Below are 21300 nucleotides of genomic sequence, written 5' to 3'. Positions count from 1 at the left end.
GGCCCGCGGGCGGCTTCTATAGTGACCGAATCGGGGGACGGAAAATTCCCTCCCCCTCCCGAGAGGAACGATCATGGCGGCTGTCCGCGAGGACCTTCCGCGGGGGCGCTACGGCCGCTCCGCGGACGAGCGCGCCGACCGCACGCTCCGGGTCGTCGGGGCCGTGCTCGCAGTCGCACTGAGCGCGATGGTCGGCTGGTTCGGCTACGACTACATCGCGGGCCAGAAGATCAGCGCCGAAGTGATCAAGTTCGATGTCACGACGGACAGCGAGGTGCAGGTGCACCTGGAGGTGCGCAAGGACCGTGAGGCCACCGGCACGTGCACGGTGCGCTCCCTCGCGGAGGACGGCGGCGAGGTGGGCCGGCTGGACGTCCGTATCGACGGGCGGGACGTCGAGCGCATCGACCAGGTCGTGAAGGTGCGTACGACGCAGCGGGCGACGAGCGCCGGGCTGGTGGGCTGCACCGCACGCTGACACCCCGGCCCCGGACCCACCCATATGGGGGCTGACCTGCACCGACGTGATCCGGATGCTTTACGTCCTCCCCCTTTCGCCCCGAAATTGTTAGGCTCGTGGTTTCGCCCGCCCATGGAGGCACATCCTTTTGGGTAGGGCGATGCTTTGTATTCCCAGCACCTACGAGGAGCAGCTGTGACCCAGACCAGTGACAACGCCACCTGGCTCACCCAGGAGGCGTACAACCAGCTCAAGGCCGAGCTGGAGTACCTGTCTGGTCCGGCGCGCACCGAGATCGCCAAGAAGATCGAGGCAGCGCGCGAGGAGGGAGACCTGCGGGAGAACGGCGGGTACCACGCGGCCAAGGAGGAGCAGGGCAAGCAGGAGCTCCGTGTGCGCCAGCTGACCCAGCTCCTGGACAACGCAAAGGTCGGCGAGGCCCCCGCGGACGACGGCATTGTCGAGCCCGGCATGGTTGTGACGATCGCCTTCGACGGCGACGAGAACGACACCGTGACGTTCCTGATGGCCTCGCGTGAATACGCGAGCACGGACATCGAGACGTACTCGCCGCAGTCGCCGCTGGGCGCCGGTGTGAACGGCAAGAAGGTCGGGGACGACGCGGAGTACGAACTGCCGAACGGCAGGAAGGCCTCGGTGAAGATCCTCGCGGCCAAGCCCTACACGGGCTGAGCGCACACCACAGGCTGCGCCACGGCATACGGCAGGGGCCGGACCGCTCGAAGCGGTCCGGCCCCTGCGTCGTTGCCGCGCGCTCGGGTCAGGCGGTCGCCGAGCGGTACTTGCGGACCGCCAGCGTCCGGAACACCACGATGATCAGGACCGACCAGAGGATCGATGCCATCACCGGGTGCTCCATGGGCCAGGCGTCCGACGTCGAGACACCGGGGTTGCCGAACAGTTCCCGGCACGCCTGCACCGTGGCGCTGAAGGGGTTCCAGTCGGCAATGTGCTGCAGCCACGAGGGCATCTTGCTGGAGTCCACGAACGCGTTCGAGATGAACGTGACCGGGAAGAGCCAGATCAGACCGCCGGAGGTGGCCGCCTCGGGCGTCCGCACCGAGAGGCCGATCAGGGCGCCGATCCAGGAGAACGCGTACCCCAGCAGAAGCAGCAGCGCGAACGCGCCGAGCGCCTTGGGGAGACCCTCCTCGATCCGCCAGCCCACCAGCAGCGCGACGACCGTGAGGACGACGACGGTCAGCGCGGTCTGCACCAGGTCGGCGAGCGTACGGCCGGTCAGGACCGCGCCGCGTGCCATCGGCAGGGAGCGGAACCGGTCGATGAGGCCCTTGTGCATGTCGTCGGCGATACCGGCGCCCGCACCCGCTGTGGCGAAGGTGACGGTCTGAGCGAAAATGCCCGCCATCAGGAAGTTCCGGTAGACGACGGGGTCAGTGGAGCCCCCGATGTTCATGGAACCGCCGAACACGTAGCTGAACAGCACCACGAACATGACGGGCTGGATCATCCCGAAGATGATCATCTCCGGGATGCGGGTCATCCGGATCAGATTGCGCTTGGCGACGACGAGCGAGTCGTTGACCGACTGCGCGATTCCGCCGCGCGGCTTGGGGGCCGCGATCTCGACGACGTCCGTTGTGGTGGTCACTGCGCGGTCTCCTTCTGCTGCTGCCGGGATTTCGCACCCTTGCCGCCCTTGGCGTCGGCCGGCTCGACGGCGTCCTCGGACCCGGTCTCGGCGGCATGGCCGGTGAGCGAGATGAACACGTCGTCGAGGGTGGGGCGGCGCAGCCCGATGTCGTCGATCTCGACGCCGCGGACGTCGAGCTCGCGGATGACCTCGGCGAGCAGTTTCGCGCCGCCGGTGACCGGGACGATGAGCTTGCGGGTGTGCTCGGCGACGGTGACCTCACCCTTGCCGAAGCGGAGCAGCACCTCGCGGGCGGGGCCGATCTGATCGCGCTCGTGCACGACGACCTCGACGCGCTCGCCGCCCGTCTGTGCCTTGAGCTGGTCGGAGGTACCGCGGGCGATGACCTTGCCGTGGTCGACGACGCAGATGTCGTCGGCGAGGTGGTCGGCCTCTTCCAGGTACTGGGTGGTGAGCAGCAGCGTCGTACCGCCACCGACCAGTTCCTGGATGACCTCCCACAGCTGCTGGCGGTTGCGGGGGTCGAGGCCCGTCGTCGGCTCGTCCATGAACATCACGGGCGGCGAGACGACCAGGGCGGCGGCGAGGTCGAGCCGCCGGCGCATGCCGCCGGAGTACGTCTTGGCGGGGCGGTCGGCGGCGTCGGCGAGATTGAAGCGCTCGAGCAGCCGGCCCGCCCGGGCCTTCGCGTCGCGCGCGGTCATCTGGTAGAGCTGCCCGACCATCTGAAGGTTCTCCCGGCCCGTCAGATACTCGTCGACGGCGGCGAACTGGCCGGACAGGCCTATGGACCTGCGCACCTCGTTCGGATGCTTGAGGACGTCGATTCCGGCGACGACGGCCCGGCCGCTGTCGGGCTGCAGAAGGGTGGTCAGGACGCGGACGGTGGTGGTCTTGCCGGCGCCGTTGGGGCCGAGAAGTCCCAGGACCGTGCCTTGGGGGACGTCGAGGTCGACGCCGTCCAGTGCCCTTACGTCGCCGAAGGTCTTGACGAGACCTTCGGCGTAGATGGCGCCTGGCATAAGGGGTTCTCCCAGGGTGGCGGGGGTGGATGGGGTAACAGGTGCGAAGGACTGGATTCGCCCGCTCTTCCGCGCCTGGCGGGGGCATGGCAGAAAGAGAGTAACGCGATACATCGCGTTACTCAAGACTGTGTCGCGTCTTCCGTACGCGTCGTCCTCCTCGATGCGCACGGCCGCCGTGGGCTCAGGCCATGATCGTGTAGCCCGCCGCCCGCAGCGTCGTCGCGACCTGCTCGCAGTGCTCGGGGCCCTTGGTCTCCAACTGCAGCTCCACCTCCGCCTCCGTGAGCCCGAGTCGCGGGTCCGTTCTTACATGGCTCACGTCGAGGACGTTAGCGTCGGCCTCTGACAACGCCAGGAGTAGTGCGGCCAGCGCACCCGGACGGTCCGTCAGACGCAGCCGCAGCGAGAGATACCGCCCCGCCGCAGCCATGCCGTGCCGCAGGATGCGCTGCATCAGCAGCGGATCCACATTGCCGCCGGACAGCAGAGCCACCACCGGACCCTCGAACGCCTTCGGCTCGCTCAACAGCGCGGCCACCGTACTCGCCCCGGCCGGCTCGACGACCAGCTTGGCCCGCTCGAGACAGAGCAGCAACGCGCTGGAGAGCGCGTCCTCGGAGACCGTACGGACCTCGTCGACAAGATCGCCAATGATTTTGAACGGCACATCGCCCGGCCGCCCCACCTTGATGCCGTCCGCCATCGTCGACGGCGCATCGATCGAGACCGGATGCCCGGCCGCCAGCGACGGCGGATACGCGGCCGCTCCCTGCGCCTGCACTCCGATCAGCTTCACGTCCGGGCGAACCGACTTCACCGCGACCGCGACACCCGCGAGCAGCCCGCCTCCGCCGACGCCCACGAGGATGGTCCGCACCTCCGGACACTGCTCCAGGATCTCCAGGCCCACCGTGCCCTGGCCGGCGATGATGTCCGGGTGGTCGAAGGGGTGGATGAACACCGCCCCCGTCTCGTTCGCATAGTCCTGCGCCGCCGCCAGGGTCTCGTCGATCACGTGGCCGTGCAGCCGCACATCGGCGCCGTACTCCCTGGTCGCGGCGACCTTCGGCAGCGGCGCCCCGACCGGCATGAACACGGTGCAGCGCACCCCGAGCAGCGAGGACGCCAGCGCCACGCCCTGCGCGTGGTTGCCCGCGGACGCAGCGACGACACCGGCCGCACGCTCCTCCTGCCGCAGCCCCGCGATCCGCACATACGCCCCCCGCAGCTTGAACGAACCGGTGCGCTGCAGGTTCTCGCACTTGAGGTGCACGGGGGCGCCGACGAGCTGCGAGAGATGCCTGCTGCCCTCCATCGCAGTCATCCTGGCGACCCCGGACAGCATCTTCTGAGCCCCCCGGATGTCGTCCAGGATGACGGACCGCAAGGAGCCAGGCGTACGGAAGCTCATGACAGCCAGTCTCGCAGCTCACCGCGGGCCCGCTCGTCCGGATCCCGGGCTTCCCCACCGGTTTGTGCAGCGCCGGTACGCGCCGCCTTCCAGCCGCGTACTCTGTCCCCCACCAACCGACCACCGCACGAGAGAGCCCCCGTAGCCATGCCCACTTCTCAGGACATGACGACAGATCTCGGCCCCGGCCTCCTCGATGCCCTCCAGCACCAGGTCGCCGTCTTCGCACGCCGAGCGGAACAGACGCGGCTCGGCGGCGTCGGCCAGGTCCGGAACTCGATGGACCGAGCGGCGTACCTGCTGCTCAACCGGCTCGACCACGAGGGCCCGATGGGCGTCAAAGCACTGGCCGCGGGGATGGGCATCGACTCATCGACCGTCACCCGCCAGGTGGCGCCGCTCGTCGACACCGGCCTGGTCAAACGCACCTCCCACCCCGAGGACGGCCGCGCGGTCGTGCTCCAGCTGTCCCCGCGCGGGCAGGCCAGGCTCGAGGAGGTCCGCTCGTCGCGGCGCGAGCTGATGGCACAGGTGACGGAGGGCTGGACCGAGACCGAGCGCGAGTCCTTCTGCACGCTGCTCACCCGTTTCAACATGGCTCTGTCCGCCCGGCAGGCGGGTCTGCCGGCCATCGATGCACAGGCGCCGACCGCCCACTCCTGACCCGGGCGTCCTACCTCTTGACCGGGGCGTCCTCGCTGCCCAGTAATGAGGACGTGAGCGAGCGGCATTCAGCCATGGATCGCCGCCGCGCCCGGGAGTTCGAGGCCTTTGTTGCGGGCGCGGCCGGCCGGCTGCTGCACGCCGCGACACTGCTCACGACCGAGCAGCCGGGCGTCAATCCGCAGGCGCAGCGCCTGCTGACCGGCGCGCTGGCCCGTACGTACGCGGACTGGGACCGGCTGCGCGGCGAGGACCCGTACGACCGCACCCGGCAGGAGCTCGCCGCCCGCTTCGCCCGCAGCGCCTGGCGCTACCACAAGGTGCGCGGCGGCGTGCTCGACCGCCTCGGCCCGCAGGAACGTCTCATCCTGGTGCTGCGACTGCACGAGGGGGTGGCGGAGGAACAGACGGCCGCGCTGATCGGACTGCCGGCGGAACGGGTCCGGGCGATCTGTGCCCGAGCGGTCGCCACCCTGCGCAGCGCCCCGCCCGCGCCGCCGCGCCGTGGCCGCATGGAGGCGCTGTCATGAGCAGCGCCGACCGCAAGGAGGACGAGGTCCGCCGGATGCTGGAGACCCGGCACCCCACGCTCCCGCCCGATCTGCTGCTCCGCGCCACCCTGCAGGGCAGCCGGCTGCTGCGCCGCCGTCGCGCACTGCGCCGGGCCGGCCGGCTGCTGCTCGTCCTCGCGGTGATCGCGTTCCTCGTATGGGCGACGGTGGCCCAGCCCTGGGTCGTACCCCCGTCGGACACGACGCCCCCACTGGAGGGCTGGTAGTACGAGGTCCGGTGGTACGAGCGGTGCCGGTCCGGTTCCGGATCTACCCTGGAATGAGCGGCGCATGCGGAAAGGCCGAGGAGGTCCCCATGACCAGAAAAGTTGCCGACTGCCGCAAGTCCCCGAGCGTATCGGGCTGCACGCTGACCATCTCCGGTGAGGAGAACGAAGTCGTACGGGCGGCCGTCGAACACGCCGTGTCCGTCCACGAGCACGCCGACACCCCCGAGCTGCGCCAGCAGATCCGCGAATCCCTCGAGGACGAGAAGGTGGGCGTCTGAGACGTTGAGCGCTCTCCCGCGCGTGGGGGTCCCCGGCCGGCCGGGGACCCCCAGGTGTGTGCGCAGACCCTCACGGATCCCCTGCGCGCACACCCACCGGATCGTTTCTCCTAGCCCAGCGCCTGCTTCAGGTCCGCCAGCAGATCGTCGACCGCCTCGATGCCGACGGACAGCCGGATCAGATCGCCCGGCACCTCCAGCGCCGAGCCCACCACGGACGCGTGGGTCATCCGGCCCGGGTGCTCGATCAGCGACTCCACGCCGCCCAGCGACTCGCCCAGCGTGAACAGCCTGGCGCGGTTGCAGACCTCGACCGCCGCCTCCTCGCCGCCCTCGACCTGGAACGACACCATGCCGCCGAACGCCTTCATCTGCTTCGCCGCGACCTCGTGACCCGGGTGCTCGGGCAGACCCGGGTACAGCACCTTGGTGACCTTCGGGTGCGTGGTGAGCATCTCGGCAATACGCGTGGCGTTCTCGCTGTGCCGGTCCATACGGACGGGCAGCGTCTTGATGCCGCGCAGCACCAGCCAGGCGTCGAACGGCCCGGCGACCGCGCCCATCGCGTTCTGGTGGTACGCCAGCTCCTCGCCCAGAGCATCGTCGTTGGCGATCAGCGCGCCCCCGACGACGTCCGAGTGGCCGCCCATGTACTTGGTGAGGGAGTGCACGACAATGTCCGCGCCGAGCGCGATCGGCTGCTGGAGGTAGGGGCTGGCGAAGGTGTTGTCGACGACGAGCCTGGCGCCCGCCGCGCGCGCCACGTCCGCGACCGCCGCGATGTCGGTGATACCGAGCAGCGGGTTGGACGGGGTCTCGACCCAGATCACCTTCGTACGGTCGGTCACCGCGGCACGCACCGCGGCCGGGTCGGAGGTGTCGGCCACCGACCACTCCACGCCCCAGCGCGAGACGACCTTGGCGAAGAGCCGGAACGTGCCGCCGTAGGCGTCGTTCGGGATCACCACATGGTCGCCGGGCGTCAGCAGCGCACGCAGCAGGCAGTCCTCCGCCGCGAGACCGGACGCGAAGGCGAGGCCGCGCCGGCCGCCCTCGAGGGCGGCGAGGTTCTCCTCCAGCGCAGTACGCGTGGGGTTGGCGCTGCGGCTGTACTCGTAGCCGCCGCGCAGTCCGCCCACGCCGTCCTGCTTGTACGTGGACACCTGGTAGATGGGCGGTACGACCGCGCCGGTCAGCGGATCGGCTGTGTTGCCCGCATGGATGGCGCGGGTCTCGAAGCTGCGGTAGCTGTGCTGGTCACTCATGAGGACCGAGCGTAGTCCCGCAGGGCCCCGCCCGCGGTCCGGGGCGTGGACGCGGCGCAATGCCGACCCGGGCGTGGCCTGTCCCGATCGGCGTCCGGGACAATGGAGCCATGGAGATTCTCTGGTTCCTGATCGCGATGTGCATGCTGGTGGCGGTGATCGGCCCTCTCGTGAGGCGCCACCGCTCCGGCATCCGCCTCGCAGCGCCCGGTTCGCCCGACGCGGCCGACCCGGACACCTACGGCTTCGTCCGCGAGGAGGAACAGGACGTCCGGCTGCCCGGCCCGGACCAGGACCTCCTCGACGTACTGGACGTCGTCCAGCGCACCCAGGACTGGCGTGCCGCCGCCCAGTTGCTCGCAGGTACGCCCAAGGAGGGCGAGGTGCGCTGGCAGCGCGTCCAGGCCTTCGCCGGGGCCGCCTCGCTCGAGCTGCAGCAGCAGCCCGGCGCCGGCGGTGCGTGGCTGCGAGCCTGGCGCTCGGAGTCCCCCAAGGACGCGGGCGGCGCGCAGGTGCACGCCGAGTTCCTGGTGCAGCAGGCCTGGCGGTCGTCGACCGCGGGCACGGACGACTTCCGGATCATTCTCGAAGAGGCCCGTACCGTCTGCGCCGAGGCGGCGCTGCTGGCGCCCGGCGACCCCGTCCCGTACATCGTGGAACTGGCGATCGCCCGCGGCCTGGGCTACACCCACGAACAGTTCGACCAGGTGTGGGCGAAGGTGATCGACCGCGCGCCGGAGCACATGGGCGCGCATCTGGCCGCGCTGCACCACCTGTGCGAGAAGTGGCACGGCTCCCGCGAGGAGGCGGACCACTTCGCGACCACGGCCGCGGCACGCGCCCCGCAGGGCTCACTGCTGGCCGCGCTCCCGCTCTTCGCGGTGTACGAGCATCTGCCCGAGGTCAATCTGGTGCAGACCTTCTACCGGAGCGCGGTGGTCACCAAGGCGATGGAGGGCGCGCTGTTCGCAGTGCACGCGGCCCGCCCCGACGACCCGATGCTCGCGCATGTGCGGCATCTGCTGATCTTCTTCCTGGTGCGCGGCGAGCGCTGGGCCGAGGCGATGAACCAGGTGGTGCAGGTCGACGGCCACGTCGGCGCGCTGCCGTGGACGCACAGCGACGACCCGGCAGCGGCGTACACGATCCACCGGAACCTCGCGGTGGCGGGTTACGAGGCGAACGGCGGCAGCCCGGCGACGCTGCCGCACTGAATCCGGCCGGACCCGGTGTGCCGAGCCCACGACAAGAGGGGCCGGTGGATCGTGGAATGCCTGAGCGGGTCCGTACGTTGCCCTCGTACGGACCCACTCGCCGAGGAGAGCCCGCATGTTCCTGAACCGCCGTGCCCCCGAGATGCCCACCGCCACCGAGGCCCTGCACGGCCGCGAAACCGCGGCCTTCGAGGTCCCGTCCGTCCACACGGTCCTCGGCAACCCGCTGCTCGGCCCCTATCCCGAGGGCCTGGAGATCGCCGACTTCGGCCTTGGCTGCTTCTGGGGCGCGGAGCGCAAGTTCTGGCAGACGGACGGCGTCTGGACGACGCTGGTCGGCTACCAGGGCGGCTACACACCGAACCCCACGTACGAGGAAGCCTGCTCGGGCCTGACGGGCCACACGGAGGCGGTCCGGGTGGTCTTCGACCCGAGGATCGTGTCGTACGAGTCCCTGCTCAAGGTGTTCTGGGAGTCCCACGATCCGACCCAGGGCTTTCGCCAGGGCAACGACGTCGGCACGCAGTACCGCTCGGCGATCTACACCCACTCCCCCGCCCAGGCGGCCGCGGCCGCGGCGTCGCGGGACGCGTACCAGCAGGTCCTGAAGGCATCGGGCCACGGCACGATCACGACGGAAATCGGCTCGGCGAAGGACCGCCCGTTCTACCCGGCGGAGGCGTACCACCAGCAGTACCTGGACAAGAACCCGGCGGGCTACTGCGGCATCGGCGGGACGGGCGTCAAGCTGGATGCCCCGTCCGAGACGAACTGGGGCCGCTCCTGCCCGACGGGCATCGCGCCTGCGACGGAAGCCACTGAAAGATAGCCGCCCCTAGCGGGCCGGGAATTCAGTTGCCTCGCGTCACCCCGAGCTGGCTAGATTCTCAGCATGGCGGACATTCAGGGATCGTACGATGATCTGTTCACTGCCGTGCCCAGCGCGCTGGCGGCATTGCTGGACGAGGGAGACGCCGGTGGCTCGGTGGCCGTCTTCGTGGACGGCCGGCCGGTGGTGGACGTCTGGGGCGGATTCACCGACGCCGACCGTACGATCCCGTGGCAGCGCGACACGATCGTCAACGTCTGGTCCGTCACCAAGACGATGACCGCGCTGTGTGCCCTGGTTCTCGCCGACCGCGGCGAACTCGACCTGGCCGCGCCGGTCGCCCGGTACTGGCCGGAGTTCGCCGCGGCGGGCAAAGAGAAGGTGCTGGTACGCCACCTGCTCGCGCACACGGCTGGCCTGCCCGACTGGGACGGGCCGGTGGCGGAGCTGTACGACTGGACGTCCGCCACGGCACGACTGGCCGCGCAGGCTCCGCAATGGGAGCCGGGCAACGAGGCCGGATACCACTCGCTCACCCAGGGATTCCTCGTGGGCGAGGTCGTACGCCGCATCACCGGCCGGACTCTGGGCGCGTTCTTCGCCGACGAGGTTGCCGGCCCGCTGGGCGCGGACTTCCACATCGGCCTGCCCGCCGAGCACGACCACCGGGTGGCGCTCACGATCCCGCCACAGTCCCGGGACGACGGCTACGCCGCGAGTGCCCCCGCCGGCGGCGCGACTCCCGCCGCCGGGACCCCGATACGGGTCCACGACGGGAACAGCGTGGCCTGGCGCCGTGCGCAAATCCCTGCGGCGAACGGTCTCGGCAACGCCCGCTCTGTCGCCCTCGTCCAGTCCGTGATGGCCTGCGGAGGATCGGTGCGGGGGGCGCGGCTGCTGTCGCAGGCGGGTTGTGACCGTGCCCGGGAGGAGCAGTTCCACGGCGATGACCGCGTCCTGGGCATGCCGATGCGCTGGGGCCTGGGCTACGGACTCTTCGGCAACACCTACGGGTGGGGCGGTTGGGGCGGCTCACTGGTCATGATCGATCCTGACGCCCGTATGGCAGTGGCGTACGTGACACATCAGATGCGCGAACCCGCGGACGACAATCGGGGACTAGAGATCGTCACGGCCGCGTATGACGGGCTCACTGGTCTGCGCGCCCGATCCAACGGGTCACATGGCAGCACGGACTCGTCGAGGCGGGCGTGAGCTGCCCGATCGGCGTCGCCAAGGCGGACGGGTGAGCGCTGGCCTCACCCCGGAGCTGCTGGCGGGGCTGTGGCAGGAACGGCGGCCGTCGGGTCCGCCCCTCGCCCACACGTTCCGCGGTATGTACGCCGACCGCTGGGTGCGCTTCCACAGCCTCCCCGACTCGAAGCGCTACCCGGAGTCCGATGCCGAGTACGCAATCGTCCTGGACCGGTACAACACGATCCTCGACAAGCTGTTCGCGGGCACGGACGTGTTCGTGGTGACCACGGACTGGTCGAACACGCCGACCGGGCCAGCCGGCTGCCCGACACCACGACAGACACTGCACCCCGAAGGCATCCGCTGGTGGACAGAGTCGGAGGAGGACGACCCCGACCCGGATCTCCACCACCACACACGCCTGTACGCCGACCGCCGGCCGTGGGAACGCGGCTGCGTCGACGAACTGCTGCGCGCCGTCGCGGACGAGGAACTCTTCGACGTGTTCTTCACCGACACGGAACTTCGACACATCCACCACCCGTACGACGGCGGCGCAGACGTCATCCTCACCACGTCTGCGGAGCGAGACCGGCTGCGCGGCCAGCACACCGACTGGCTCTCCAGCCACCCAGCGGGGCTCTGACACACGCAGTACCTGGACAGAAACCCGGCGGGCTACTGCGGCATCGGCGGGACGGGCGTCAAGCTGAGTCGTGGTTCGTCATCGGACCTGACCACCAGGAACGCCATCAGCTTTGGAGCCTCCTCCGCAGGCCTTCCGACCTCCGGCTGCCCAGAGTTCGGAGGCGGAATGCTTCGCTGACGCTGAAAGCGGGCCACGCGCCTGCGTCGGTCATCGGTGAGCGCCCTCCCACGGCCCCTGAAAGGCCCCGGGAGGGCGCTTTGCTGTGCCGGTGACGATGACCTGTTTGCATGACAACTTCGGCGGATGCCGGCTGATGCCCCCGCCAGCCACCGGAATTCAGCGACGACACCGCCGCGGCACTGGTGGAAGGACTGTTCAAGGGCCATTTGGCAAAGCAAGGTGGACGTCGGCCTCAGGCTTCGGCGCGTTCGCGAACCCACGACGCGGCCAAAGCCGACCAGGTCGCCACATCCCCCGCACCTTCGGCCAGGCCGAGACTGTGCGGCCCGTGCGCGAACACGTGAACGGCGTGGGGGATGTTGTGGGCTGCAAGCGCCGCAGCGAAGCGGTAGGTGTGCTCGGGAGGGACGTAGCTGTCCTCCGCGGTGTGCCACACGAAGAATGGTGGTGATTCAGCCGTCACCAGCGCGTCCAGAGACGTCGAGTGCCGCAGCGCCGGGCCGGCATCCTCCCCCAGCAGGATCAGCCTGGCGGGGCGGTAGGTCTCGGTCTCCATCGACGTGATCGCATATCCGAGAACCGCGAACTGCACGGCTTCCTGCGCCTCGTTACCGGGTGCGAGCGCCGCAAGGCCGGCCAGGTGGCCGCCCGCGGAGAATCCCATCAGACCGATACGGTCCGCCCCACGCGCGCGGCGGCGCCGGATCTCGGCACGGAGCGCATGGAGCGGTACTGGGTGCCTGGCGTTGAGCGGATAGCGGAAGACGCTCGCCTGCACCCCAAGCCCGCTGAGCCAATCGACGATCGGTTCCGCCTCGTGTGGCGCATGCTCGGCGTACCCACCGCCCGGGAGGACGATCACGTGCATTCTTGCCACTGGCGGTCCCTCGCTTCAGCAGCTGCGGCTACTGCGCCGCGGCCACCGCGGCGGACGCGGCAGCTTGTTTGATGAGGTCGGCCACTGCGGCCGGTTGTGACACGTAGACGGAATGGCTCCCCGCCGCCTCGAGGGTGGTCGAGCCGGCTCGCCCGGACATGGTGCGCTGGGCAGGCGGGGGGATCATCTTGTCGTCGGTAGTGATCAGGTACCAGCTTGGCTTGGTCCGCCAGGCGGGCTCGGTGACCGGCTGGCCGAGGGCGTCCACGCCCCAGGGGACCTGTGAGTCGGCCATGAACGCGGCCAGGTCGGCGGGTGGGTCACCGGCGAACGCTGCGGGGAATTTGTCCCGGTCGAGGAAGAGGAAGCCGTCCTTGGGCGGCAGGATCGGCGGTCCGGGAATGTCGGTGGGGAAACCGGCGAGGAGCGTGTCGACCGACTCGCCCGCGTCCGGTACGAATGCCGCGACGTACACCAAGGCCGCCACGTTCGGGTTGGTGCTGGCTTCGGTGATGACCGCGCCGCCGTAGGAGTGACCGACCAGCACGACGGGGCGGTCTTGCGCGTCGATGATCAGCCGCGCTGCGGCGGCGTCGCCCCGGAGCGACATGGTCGGGTTCTGCACCACGCCGACACGGTAGCCGTCGCGGGTGAGCAGGTCGTAGACCGGTCGCCAGCCGGACCCGTCAACGAAACCACCGTGCACCAAAACGACTGCGGGCTTGTCAGCCATGGGACTGGTGCCCTTTCAGTGGAGCCAGGGGTGTCTGACTCACCAAGCAGACCTCAGCCCGGCGGCCACCGCACGCCGAACCCCTGGGGTCACCTGGAAGGTGCATCTCACCCGGATCAACCGGCGCCGTTCGCCGACGATCGCGCTCAGGTCCGGCTCGGACCGGTCGTGCTCTGACTCGGGCTGGTCATTCCCTGGCTCGGATGGGGTGCTCCGCATGGCCGGAGCCTCGCTTCCTGACGCTCTGAGCTGCGTTGTCGCGGATTTCCCCGGCCTGGGCGGATGCCGGGAGAGCAGCCCTGCTTCCACGCGGATTCTCGGCGAGAGGGCGGGGCGGCGCCGGGGCGGACGACCTCGCCGGTCGAGTCCGTCTGGGCTCGCACAGTGGGTGTTATGAATGAGTCATGAGGGAATCTTTTCGGCCATTTCGGACGCCGTCGCGTCCGGTCGGCGAGCGGCCGCGTGATCGTCGCGAGTCCCTGCTCAATCCGCACAGTATCGCCGGGCAGGTGTTCCTTCTCCAGATCCTGGTCATCCTGCTGGCGGTCGCGGGCGGGGTGACGACCCTGCTCCTTCAGTCGGCACGTGACGCCCTGCAACAGGGGCGTCAGGAGTCGGTCGTCGCGGCACAGTCGTTCGCAAATGCCCCGGGCACGGCCCAAGCGCTGAAGAGCCCGGACCCGACGGCGGTGCTGCAGCCACGCGCGGAAGCGGCCCGGAAGAAGGCGGGCGTGGATTTTGTCGTTGTCATGAACACTAAAGGGATTCGTTACACGTACCCCTTCCCGAAAGAGATCGGGAAGAAGTTCGTCGGCAACATCCAGCCGTCGCTGGAAGGTCGCACCACCGTCGAGCAGGCAGGCGGACCGCCCCTGCCGGCGGGCCGGGGAACGGCCGTCCAGGCGGTGGTCCCGGTGACCGACGCCCGCGGCAAGGTCGTCGGCCTGGTGTCCGCCGGGATAACGGTCAAGAACGTGGCGAAACGGTGGATGCCTCAGCTGCCGATCATCCTGGGTACCGGCGCGGCCGCGCTGGCGGTGGCCACCGTCGGGACAGCGCTGGTGTCCCGACGGCTGCAGCGGCAGACCCATGGCTTGGGCCCGGCGGAGATGACGCGGATGTACGAGCACCACAGCGCGGTCCTGCACGCGGTGCGGGAAGGGGTGCTGATCACGGACGCCGACGGGCGACTGCTGCTGGCCAACGACGAGGCGAAGCGTCTGCTGGGCCTTCCCGCGGACGCGGAGGGGCGGCCTGCGCGGGAGCTGGGACTGTCGGAGGAGATCACACGCGTGCTGACGTCGGACGAGCCGGCCACGGACGCGGTGCATCTGGCGGAGGGCCGATTGCTGGTGGTGAACCAGCGGCCCACATTCCCGAACGGGGACCAGGGGGGCAGCGTGGTGACGCTGCGGGACACCACTGAACTGACCGCGGTGTCGGGGCGGGCGGAGACGGCGCGGGAGCGGCTGAAGCTGCTCTATCAGGCGGGGGTACGGATGGGGACGACGCTGGATGTGGTGCGTACGGGACAGGAACTGGCCCAGGTGGCGGTACCGCGGTTCGCCGACGTCGTCACGGTGGATCTGCTGGATGCGGTGCTGCGAGGGCAGGAGCCGAATGCGAAGAAATGGGGGCATATGCGGCGAGCGGCGGTCAGCGGCGGCGAGCAGCAGATTCTGCCTCTGTTCCCGGTCGGCGAACGGATCACGTTCTCCCCGGCGACGCCGCACATGCGGGCGTTGGAGTGGGGGCGGGCGATGCTGGAAGCGGACCTGCGACAGGCTCGGGGGTGGCAGGAGCAGGATCCGGATCGCGCCCGGATTGCACTGGAGCACGGGTTGCATTCGCTGGTGACTGTGCCGCTGCGGGCGCGGGGGGTGCCGCTGGGCGTGGCGAACTTCTACCGGACGGGGGATTCACCGGCGTTCGAGCAGGAAGACCTGTCCTTCGCGGAGGAGTTGGCCGCGCGGGCGGCGGTGGCCATCGACAACGCACGGCGGTTCACCCGGGAGCATGCGATGGCGGGGACGCTGCAGCGGAGTCTGCTGCCGCGGGGGCAGCCGGATCAGGACGCACTGGAGGTGGCCTGGCGCTATCTCCCCGCGGATCCAGGGGTGGGGGTGGGTGGGGACTGGTTCGATCTCATTCCGCTGCCGGGGGCACGAGTGGCGCTGGTGATCGGCGACGTCGTCGGTCACGGACTGCACGCGGCGGTGACGATGGGCCAGCTGCGCACCGCGGTGCAGAACTTCTCTGCGCTGGACCTCCCCGTGGACGAGGTGCTCGGGCACCTGAACGAACTCGTCGTGCGCATGGACAGCGAGGAGGGCACGGGCGAGGCCGGGCAGGCCGACGAGGTGGAGGGCGTGACAGGAGCGACGTGTCTGTACGCGATCTACGACCCGGCGGCGGGGACGTGCACGGTGGGCAGTGCAGGACACCCCGACCCGGTGGTGGCGTACCCGGACGGGACCGTCACCTGCCCGGACGTGCCCACCTCGGCTCCGCTCGGACTGGGTGGCTACCCCTACGAGACCTGCGAGCTGCGCCTGCCCGAGGGCTCACGCCTGGTGCTGTACACCGACGGGCTGGTGGAGGACCCGACCCGCGACATCGACGTCGGGCAGGTCGAGCTGCGCCGGACGTTGGAGCGAGCCGGGGGGCGCACTCCCGAGGAGACGTGTCAGCGGGTGATCGATGCGATGATGCCGGCGCACCCCTCCGATGACATCGCCCTGCTGGTGGCACGTACCCGGTTGCTCCCGCGCTCGCACGTGGCGGAGTGGGACGTGCCGCCGGACCCGGCGGCGGTGGCCTCGGTGCGGGCGCGCTGCACGGAGAAGTTGCGGGAGTGGGGGCTGGAGGAGCTCGAGTTCACCACGGAACTGATCGTCAGCGAGTTGGTCACGAACGCGATCCGGTACGGATCGCCTCCGATCAAGGTGCGGCTGCTGCAGTGGCGCTGTTTGACCTGCGAGGTGTCGGACGGCAGCAGTACCTCGCCGCGGCTGCGGCGGGCGGCGATCACGGATGAGGGTGGGCGTGGTCTGTTCCTTGTGGCGCAGCTCGCTCAGCGCTGGGGGACGCGGTACACACCCGGTGGCAAGGTCATCTGGGCCGAACACCCCCTGGACGACGGCGCGTCCGCAGCCATGGCCGGTACACCGGCCGACGTTCTCCTTGAGCAGTTCGATGATCCCACCCTCTGAGCTTTGACGGTGCAGCCCGCTTGTTGTGTCATTCCGGGACCAGTCCCGTCGAACCGCGGCCACGGTGGGCGACGCCTTCACCATCCCCCGCGGGGTGGGGCCCGGTCGGCCCTCGACCGCCGGGCGGCGACAGGGGCCCCGGCCGAGGCAGTCGGGCAGCCCGCCCGACGAAGGCGATCCCTTGAGCTCATGTGCAGGCAGTCCGGCCATTGAAGCCGCCCATGGTGATCGTCACGGCGGTGTGTGCGTGCCGCACACCGGAACGCGCCCGCAAACCTCGGCGATGCCGATCGGAAAGGATCACGAAGTCGTAAGTCGCGGTCCTCTTGAGGAATTCTCTTAGCCGTCGATATCGGACGTATCGCGATGACCGTGTAACGCGCAATCCGCGCGCGACGCAGTTCCCCGTAGGGACGCGGAACAGCGACCCCTATGCGGCCGCGGCCGGAATTTCTCTCTGGGGAGGTAACGCCGCGCGGTGGCCGCTCTTCCGCGCCGTCAAGGCGGTGTACGCGTCAGATTGGGACTCCAGTGAGTAACACCGAACCCCTGCCGGACAACCAGCGATACGACTACAACCAGGGCGGCAACCACCGCTACGCACACGGCGGGGACGGCTCCTCCGCACGGCGTGCAGCCCTGGTCATCCACACGATCGCGGACATCGCCGCAGTGTTCCTGGGCCTGTGGATCCTGCTCTACCTGCTCGGGGCCAACCAGGCGAACGTCTTCGTCGAGTTCGTGGAAGGCGTGGCGGACTGGCTGGCCTGGTGGTCACAGGATATTTTCACGATGGACACAGGCGGCCTTCGCGTCTTCCTCAATTACGGCCTGCCTGCCGTGATCTACCTGCTGATAGGACACGGTATATCCACACGGGTACGCCGCCTCTGAAGGTCCGTGAAGAATCGGCAACCATGCAGCACGGGAATTGAAACCGGATCACTCACAGGGTCACCACAATCCTGAAATCCCCCTGCCCGGCCTGCACAGGCCAGGGCAGGGGCAGGACCGGACGGCTACGCATTCCGACGCAACCGCCTCACGGCAACGCACCGCCAGGGATCGCCGAGCCGCGCCGACGCCCCGCGCGCGTGGTGTGGCCCAGCAGGCCGGCCTGCTCGCTCTTCAAGCGCGAGGCGATGCTGACGACCTGGGCCGTCCGGGCTCCAAGGTGGACGGTTCCCGGGCTCTGCCTTCGGGGACGGTATCCGCCGAGAACAGGAGGCCTGCGGACTGCGGACTGCGGGCTGCGGGCTGCGGGCGCGGTGGGTCAGTTGGGCATCGCGCGCTGGAAGTGCATCACCGGGCACGCATCGGCCAGGCATGCCGCGAGGTCCGCGAGGTCCGCACAGACGGCGGCGGGGAACACCGCCCGGATCTCCTTGCCGCGCGCCGGCACCGGGCATACCTGCAGTGCGCCGCCCGCCTCGCGGGCGAGGCTGTCGACGATCAGCAGGCCCCGTCCGCAGTCCTGCCCGGGGTCGGCCGTGGGCAGCGGCTCCGGCAGGAAGGGGTGCTCGTCGTGCACGGCCAGCGCCAGCGTCGTCCCGGTCCTGGTGAGCGTCACCGTGGTCCTGGCCGCGTGCGGGACGGCGTGCCGTGCGACGTTGCCGACGAGCTCGGAGATCACGAGCGAGGCCGTGTGCAGCCCGTCCTCGTGCAGTCCCCAGTCCCGCAGCACGCGTGCCGCCCGCTTGCGGGCCACGGAGACCTCGGCGGGTATCGCGGGCACGGTGAAGGCGTAGACGGAGACGGCATGTCCCGGTCGGCGCCGAGAGCGCGGGACACGAGGTGCATAGGCACCGCACCTCGTCGTGGACGGATTCGAGACGGTGGTTCGCATGGCGATTCCCGATTGGTTTGCCCGGCAGGGTTGCCAGCTCTCTGACCAGCGGCGGCGTCCTGTGCGTCGACCGCTGCACGCGATCGGTTCCACCGGAGTGGAGCATCGACCGCCGTTCGACATTGCCGAACTCTAATCAGATTTCGGGCACGTAAACAAGGGGTCAGGTCGACCCAAATGGTGTGGAGACGACCTTCGCAGTTCCACCCGCGGGCCGGCCGCCCCGCGCACCGCGGGCGACTGGAATGCATCGGCGCCGGTCAGCGGGCCGCAGCCCGACGGGGACGTCACCCACGAGCAGTTGTTCACCTCCGAGCCGGACGTGTGGCGCCTACTAGGGTTTGCGCCGTGGGGATCAGTGAGCAAGTCGAGACGGCACGGACCGGCGCCGTCGAGCGGGACGCGGCACCCTGGTGGCGCGTCCCGCTCGTCGCGACCGCCGCTGTCGTGCCGCTGTACGTCCTGTGGGCGTTCTGGCTGGCGACCGGCGGCGGCGATCTGGCCGCCCAGCTGGCATGGGCGGGTTTCATGCAGCGGAATCCGGGCTCGGCGTACAACCTCTCCTGGTACGGCGGTATGCACACCGCCAACTACAGCGTGCTGACCCCGCCCCTGATGGCCGTCTTCGGCGTGCGCGCGGTGTCGGTGGCCGCCGGTCTCGCCGGGACATGGGTGCTGGCCTGCGTGTTCGTACGCCGTGGAGTACCCGTACCGGTGTGGCCGGCCCTCGCGGGGGCTCTCGCGCTGTGGTGCAACATCGCCTCCGGGCGCACCACGTTCGCGCTGGGTGTGGCGATCGGTCTGCTCGCGGTGCTGTACGCGGGCAGGACGGCTGTCGCGGCCGTCTGCGCGGCGCTCGCGGCCCTGGCGAGCCCCGTCGCCGGACTGTTCCTGCTGGTGGCGGGCACGGCGTATGCGCTGGACCGGCAGTGGCGCAAGGGCGCTGCGCTCGTGGTGCCGCCGGTTGTGGTGGTGGGGACGGTGGCGCTGATGTTCCCGTTCCGGGGTGAGCAGCCGATGGCGAGCGGCAAGCTGTGGCTGCCGCTGCTGGTCTCGGCGGCGGTGGCGATCGCTGCCCCGCGCGAGTGGCGCGTGGTGCGCTACGGGGCCGGGGTGTACGGGATCGGGGTGGTCCTCACGTATCTGATCGCGTCCCCGATCGGCACGAACGTCGAGCGTCTGGCGGGCCTGGTCGGGCCGCCGCTGCTGCTGGCCGCGGTGCTCGCGGGCGGCCTCGTCCTGCTCCAGCAGGCCGTGCTCGCCGCGGCCCTCGTCGTGAACTCGTACTGGCTGGCGGACAAGACCGAGGACGACCTGGTCGTCTCGAACAGCGTGCCCACGTGGGCGGCGCACACCGACGGTCTCGTACGGGAGCTGGAGCGGCTGGGCGCCGACCGTACGCGCGTCGAGGTGGTCCCCGCCCGCAATCACCGTGAGGCGACCGCGCTCGCCCCGCACATCAACATGGCCCGCGGCTGGAACCGCCAGCTGGACGTGGAACGCGGGCGGCTCTTCTACGACGGCTCGCTGACACCGGCGACGTACCGGCAGTGGCTGGACCGCTGGGCGGTCGGTCTGGTGGTGCTCCACCACGGCAGGCCGGACGGACCCGCGGAGGCCGAGGCGGCGATCGTCCGGAGCGAACCGGACTGGCTCGACCGGGTGTGGCAGGACGACGGCTGGACGGTCTACCGGGTCCGGGACGCCGTCCCCCTGGCCTCGCCCCCGGCGAGGGTGGTGCGCTCCAGCGACGCGGACCTGGTCGTGCGGATGCCGGCGGCCGGTTCGGTGACGGTCAGGCTGGCGTACTCGCCGTGGCTGCGGGCCCAGGGGGCGTGTCTGCGCCGGGAGGGCGAGTGGACGCGTCTGACGGTCCCGCGGGCGGGCGAGTACCGCCTGGACTCGGCATACCGGCCGACGCGCTCGGGCGCGGGCTGCGACTGAGGGAGCGACGGCACGGGCCCTGGTGGCGGCCGGGCGCGTGAAGCGGAACTGACTGACACGGCCTTGACCCGCTGGCCACGCGGCAAGCTCCACGATGACGCCACCGTGGTCTACGTCCGCCCGTAGCGGGGCGCCGCGCTCCCCCTCAGCGCACCACTACTGGCGGAGAACGGCGGGAGAGGGCGGGGCTTCACGAGTGCTGATCGGCGGCAGACGTAGTCCGGGTTGTGCCCTCCCTCAGTCTTGGCTGTTGAGCGTCTACGGCGGGCAGGGCGGGAGTCAGGCATCGCCGCGCAGACCATTCATGACGCCGGCGGTGCGCAGGGTGTCGGGGTGGTCCTCGCCCAGCACCCGCCGCTGCCGCTCCAGCGTGTCCTCACCCAGCGCCCGGGCAGCCTCCACCTCCCCCAACGCCGCCAGGTCGACGGCCAGGTTGGAGGCGGTGCGCAGGGTGTCGGGGTGGTCCTCGCCCAGCACCCGCCGCTGCCGCTCCAGCGTGTCCTGCGCCAGGGCCCGGGCAGCCTCCACCTCCCCCAACGCCGCCAGCCGGATAGCCAGGCCGGTGGCGGTGGTCAGGCTGCTGGGGTGGTCCTCGCCCAGCACCCGCCGCTGCCGCGCCAGCGTGTCCTGCTCCAGCACCTGGGCAGCCTCCACCTCCCCGAGTGCAGCCAGGTCGACGGCCAGGCTGGAGGCGCTGGTCAGGGTGTCGGGGTGGTCCTCGCCCAGCACCCGCCGCCGCCGCTCCAGCGTGTCCTCACCCAACGCCCGGGCAGCCTCCACCTCCCCCAACGCCGCCAGGTCGATGACCAGGCGGGTGGCGGCGATCAGGGTGTAGGGGTGGTCCTCGCCCCGTACCCGCCGCTGCCGCTCCAGCATCTCCTCCGCCAACGCCCGGGCTCGGGTGTGGTTCTGAGTGTCGCTAAAGGCGCGGGCCAGGTAGTTGGCAGCCCACAGAGTGTGTTCGTGATCGGGACCCAGGTGTCGGGCCCAGGCGTCATGGAGATCTTGCAGGCGGGGCAGGGCGGTGGGGGCGTTGGCGCGGTCCATGAGGTACCAGCAGGCCTCACACGCCGCAAACCGGCCGTCGCCGGTGGTCAGGT

At 70.1% G+C, this 21300-nt stretch carries 21 protein-coding genes; 13 read left to right on the top strand and 8 right to left on the bottom strand.

The window, feature by feature from the left end:
* Positions 1–73: 73 nt before the first annotated feature.
* Both ACFYWI_RS20610 and greA read left to right on the top strand, forming a co-directional pair.
* On the top strand, positions 74–478 hold the full coding sequence (locus ACFYWI_RS20610) for a DUF4307 domain-containing protein (RefSeq protein ID WP_389234224.1): 405 nt from the start codon (positions 74–76) through the stop codon (positions 476–478).
* A gap of 177 nt (positions 479–655) precedes the next feature.
* Positions 656–1153, top strand: a complete 498-nt coding sequence (greA, locus tag ACFYWI_RS20605) for a transcription elongation factor GreA (RefSeq protein WP_389234221.1) — start codon at positions 656–658, stop codon at positions 1151–1153.
* 88 nt (positions 1154–1241) lie between these two features.
* Here greA and ACFYWI_RS20600 read toward each other — a convergent pair whose 3' ends face one another.
* The 3 genes from ACFYWI_RS20600 to ilvA form a co-directional block, all read right to left on the bottom strand.
* Complete coding sequence (locus ACFYWI_RS20600; RefSeq protein ID WP_389234218.1) at positions 1242–2093, bottom strand: ABC transporter permease; 852 nt, start codon at positions 2091–2093, stop codon at positions 1242–1244.
* Positions 2090–3118, bottom strand: a complete 1029-nt coding sequence (locus ACFYWI_RS20595) for an ATP-binding cassette domain-containing protein (RefSeq protein WP_389234215.1) — start codon at positions 3116–3118, stop codon at positions 2090–2092. Before ACFYWI_RS20595 ends, ACFYWI_RS20600 begins: the two co-directional genes overlap by 4 nt.
* Before the next feature lie 184 nt (positions 3119–3302).
* A complete protein-coding gene (ilvA, locus tag ACFYWI_RS20590; RefSeq protein WP_389234212.1) occupies positions 3303–4532 on the bottom strand; it encodes a threonine ammonia-lyase in 1230 nt (409 codons plus the stop codon).
* A 147-nt stretch (positions 4533–4679) separates the two neighbouring features.
* Between ilvA and ACFYWI_RS20585 the strand changes: the two genes are divergently transcribed.
* The 4 genes from ACFYWI_RS20585 to ACFYWI_RS20570 all read left to right on the top strand — a co-directional run bounded on the left by ACFYWI_RS20585 (position 4680) and on the right by ACFYWI_RS20570 (position 6254).
* Positions 4680–5195, top strand: coding sequence for a MarR family winged helix-turn-helix transcriptional regulator (locus tag ACFYWI_RS20585; RefSeq protein ID WP_389234209.1), 516 nt, complete (start codon positions 4680–4682; stop codon positions 5193–5195).
* A gap of 53 nt (positions 5196–5248) precedes the next feature.
* Complete coding sequence (locus ACFYWI_RS20580; protein ID WP_389234206.1) at positions 5249–5725, top strand: sigma factor-like helix-turn-helix DNA-binding protein; 477 nt, start codon at positions 5249–5251, stop codon at positions 5723–5725.
* Positions 5722–5973: a hypothetical protein gene (locus tag ACFYWI_RS20575; protein WP_389234203.1), complete on the top strand. Its 252-nt coding sequence runs from the start codon at positions 5722–5724 to the stop codon at positions 5971–5973. The genes ACFYWI_RS20580 and ACFYWI_RS20575 overlap by 4 nt, the downstream gene beginning before the upstream one ends.
* 89 nt (positions 5974–6062) lie before the next feature.
* A complete protein-coding gene (locus ACFYWI_RS20570; protein ID WP_389234200.1) occupies positions 6063–6254 on the top strand; it encodes a DUF1059 domain-containing protein in 192 nt (63 codons plus the stop codon).
* Positions 6255–6364: 110 nt separating this feature from the next.
* Here ACFYWI_RS20570 and ACFYWI_RS20565 read toward each other — a convergent pair whose 3' ends face one another.
* On the bottom strand, positions 6365–7519 hold the full coding sequence (locus tag ACFYWI_RS20565; RefSeq protein ID WP_389234196.1) for a cystathionine gamma-synthase: 1155 nt from the start codon (positions 7517–7519) through the stop codon (positions 6365–6367).
* Positions 7520–7629: 110 nt separating this feature from the next.
* Between ACFYWI_RS20565 and ACFYWI_RS20560 the strand changes: the two genes are divergently transcribed.
* The 4 genes from ACFYWI_RS20560 to ACFYWI_RS20545 all read left to right on the top strand — a co-directional run bounded on the left by ACFYWI_RS20560 (position 7630) and on the right by ACFYWI_RS20545 (position 11405).
* Complete coding sequence (locus tag ACFYWI_RS20560) at positions 7630–8733, top strand: hypothetical protein (RefSeq protein WP_389234193.1); 1104 nt, start codon at positions 7630–7632, stop codon at positions 8731–8733.
* 115 nt (positions 8734–8848) lie between these two features.
* Positions 8849–9562 carry a peptide-methionine (S)-S-oxide reductase MsrA gene (gene msrA / locus ACFYWI_RS20555; protein WP_389234190.1) on the top strand — a complete coding sequence of 238 codons (714 nt, stop codon included), beginning with the start codon at positions 8849–8851 and terminating at the stop codon, positions 9560–9562.
* A 63-nt stretch (positions 9563–9625) separates the two neighbouring features.
* Entirely contained in the window at positions 9626–10777 is a 1152-nt protein-coding gene (locus ACFYWI_RS20550; RefSeq protein ID WP_389234187.1) for a serine hydrolase domain-containing protein, read from the top strand.
* Positions 10778–10808: 31 nt separating this feature from the next.
* Entirely contained in the window at positions 10809–11405 is a 597-nt protein-coding gene (locus ACFYWI_RS20545) for a hypothetical protein (protein WP_389234184.1), read from the top strand.
* Between the two features lie 415 nt (positions 11406–11820).
* On the opposite strand, the gene ACFYWI_RS20540 is transcribed toward ACFYWI_RS20545, so the two are convergent.
* Both ACFYWI_RS20540 and ACFYWI_RS20535 read right to left on the bottom strand, forming a co-directional pair.
* On the bottom strand, positions 11821–12456 hold the full coding sequence (locus tag ACFYWI_RS20540; RefSeq protein ID WP_389234180.1) for an alpha/beta hydrolase: 636 nt from the start codon (positions 12454–12456) through the stop codon (positions 11821–11823).
* 37 nt (positions 12457–12493) lie between these two features.
* On the bottom strand, positions 12494–13198 hold the full coding sequence (locus tag ACFYWI_RS20535; RefSeq protein WP_389234177.1) for an alpha/beta fold hydrolase: 705 nt from the start codon (positions 13196–13198) through the stop codon (positions 12494–12496).
* A gap of 404 nt (positions 13199–13602) precedes the next feature.
* Between ACFYWI_RS20535 and ACFYWI_RS20530 the strand changes: the two genes are divergently transcribed.
* Together ACFYWI_RS20530 and ACFYWI_RS20525 are read left to right on the top strand one after the other, a co-directional pair.
* Positions 13603–16410 carry a SpoIIE family protein phosphatase gene (locus ACFYWI_RS20530; RefSeq protein ID WP_389234174.1) on the top strand — a complete coding sequence of 936 codons (2808 nt, stop codon included), beginning with the start codon at positions 13603–13605 and terminating at the stop codon, positions 16408–16410.
* Between the two features lie 531 nt (positions 16411–16941).
* Positions 16942–17304, top strand: coding sequence for a hypothetical protein (locus tag ACFYWI_RS20525; RefSeq protein ID WP_389234171.1), 363 nt, complete (start codon positions 16942–16944; stop codon positions 17302–17304).
* Positions 17305–17683: 379 nt separating this feature from the next.
* On the opposite strand, the gene ACFYWI_RS20520 is transcribed toward ACFYWI_RS20525, so the two are convergent.
* Entirely contained in the window at positions 17684–18145 is a 462-nt protein-coding gene (locus ACFYWI_RS20520) for an ATP-binding protein (RefSeq protein WP_389234168.1), read from the bottom strand.
* Positions 18146–18604: 459 nt separating this feature from the next.
* Between ACFYWI_RS20520 and ACFYWI_RS20515 the strand changes: the two genes are divergently transcribed.
* Complete coding sequence (locus ACFYWI_RS20515) at positions 18605–20200, top strand: hypothetical protein (protein WP_389234165.1); 1596 nt, start codon at positions 18605–18607, stop codon at positions 20198–20200.
* Between the two features lie 279 nt (positions 20201–20479).
* Here ACFYWI_RS20515 and ACFYWI_RS20510 read toward each other — a convergent pair.
* A partial coding sequence (locus ACFYWI_RS20510) for a tetratricopeptide repeat protein (RefSeq protein ID WP_389234161.1) occupies positions 20480–21300 on the bottom strand: 821 nt, incomplete at its 5' end.

It is taken from the genome of Streptomyces sp. NPDC002889 (assembly GCF_042888425.1).
Classification (GTDB): domain Bacteria; phylum Actinomycetota; class Actinomycetes; order Streptomycetales; family Streptomycetaceae; genus Streptomyces.
The sequence above is the reverse complement of the archived record's forward strand: the minus strand, read 5'-3'. Positions and strand labels throughout refer to the sequence as shown.